This is a genomic window from uncultured Veillonella sp. (assembly GCF_934190855.1).
GTDB lineage: Bacteria > Bacillota > Negativicutes > Veillonellales > Veillonellaceae > Veillonella.
The window spans coordinates 1-1,521 of the sequence record NZ_CAKPTN010000237.1 but is presented as its reverse complement, the minus strand read 5'-3'; the positions used below and the strand labels follow the sequence as shown (position 1 = coordinate 1,521).

The following is a 1,521-nucleotide window of genomic DNA, read 5'->3' as shown; positions in this document are numbered from 1 at the left end:
TACTGCGGTAGAAAATTTAGAATCTACTCTTACATTACCTGTTCAATTAACTGGTGATTCTGACTGCTTCTTACTACGCGTTCAAGGCGAATCCATGATGAATATTGGTATGTATGAAGGTGATATGCTCATCGTACGCCATCAAAATACGGCTAATAATGGTGATGTTGTTGTAGCACGTATTGATGACGAAGCTACAGTAAAACGTTTTTATAAAGAAAATGGACATATTCGTTTACAACCTGAATAGGAATCCATTTACCATCTAATATAACAAGAATATCGAGATGTAAATTAGGATTAAATTCAGGTACAAACTCTAATCTAATATCACAATTTGGATATTGTTCTTTAATCATCCAGGCTAAGCTAAACTGAAAATCTGCTTCCGAATGAAATATTGGTCTCCACCTACTCAATTGGTACATTATTTTATCAATATCTAAAATTAGTCCCACACCACATACCTCATTCAATACAATTTAACTACTTATACTAATTATATTATATTTATATATGATTATATTGTAAAAGCCCTTCGCAAAAGCGAAGGGCTAAAATCAATTAATTTATATCTTAACTTATCTTTATAGATTATGTTATTAAAATACTGTTTTGATTTTTAAAGATTTCCCTCAACAACTATAACAGATGTATCTTGAAGTGCTTCCTTTATCCAAGTAATAAATGTGTTTAAAAACTCTTGCTCATCTTTACTAGAGTTTATAAGATCAACTTCAATATTATGAATTATTTTAATCCAGTAATCTTTCTTAATCCAATTATCAAAGCATACATCAAAGCTATCTCTTTCAGTATTATCTGATGCATCTATAATAGGATATACTTTATTAAAATAAGAAACTAAGATATCAAAATCTGGACTATAAACCCGTAATGGATTTCTATAACAATGCCAGTCTTTCCAACTTGATTCATGACCAGATACATCAGAAATTTTGAGTGGATTAAAGTCTAAGCGTATATTCTCATATAATGGTGAATTAAGTCTTAGCTCCATATACTCTTGGTTTTTATAATCCCTGGGATTCAGCCATACCATATATAGATCACTCCATAAACTTATAAGACAAAATATTAAAGTGATACTTCGCTTCTAGTGAGCAAAGCCACTGCCTCAGCCGTAGGCTGTTTCCAATCATTCTTCACTTCGCTCGAATTCTTGGACATCCCTGCCATGGGCAGTGCTAATGCTCACTGCGTCGCTTCGCTTCTAGTGAGCAAAGCCACTGCCTCAACGTGAGCGGTCATTGGGAACATGTCTACAGGTTGGACTTCTTTTAGTTCATAGCCGTAGTGTGTGAGGATTTCAATGTCTCGCGCCATGGTGGCTGGGTTACAGGATACGTAAACAATGCGTTTTGGTTCCATGCCAGCTGCAGAGGTTAGTACTTCTTCTTTACAGCCTGCACGGATTGGATCGAATACGATTACGTCTGGACGTACGCCAGCTTTGTAGAGTTTTGGCATTTCTACGGCTGCATCAGCGACGATGAATTC

Annotated in this window: 2 protein-coding genes and 1 pseudogene; 1 reads left to right on the top strand and 2 read right to left on the bottom strand. The window is 35.2% G+C overall.

The window, feature by feature from the left end; translation table 11 throughout:
* On the top strand, nucleotides 1–250 hold a 250-nt coding region (locus Q0F90_RS09180), incomplete at its 5' end, for a LexA family transcriptional regulator (RefSeq protein WP_296004981.1).
* 372 nt (nucleotides 251–622) lie between these two features.
* On the opposite strand, the gene Q0F90_RS09175 is transcribed toward Q0F90_RS09180, so the two are convergent.
* Nucleotides 623–1,063 carry a BdrN protein gene (locus Q0F90_RS09175; protein WP_295780692.1) on the bottom strand — a complete coding sequence of 147 codons (441 nt, stop codon included), beginning with the start codon at nucleotides 1,061–1,063 and terminating at the stop codon, nucleotides 623–625.
* A gap of 152 nt (nucleotides 1,064–1,215) precedes the next feature.
* Nucleotides 1,216–1,521 (bottom strand): annotated as a pseudogene (locus tag Q0F90_RS09170) (23S rRNA (uracil(1939)-C(5))-methyltransferase RlmD); the annotation flags it as partial.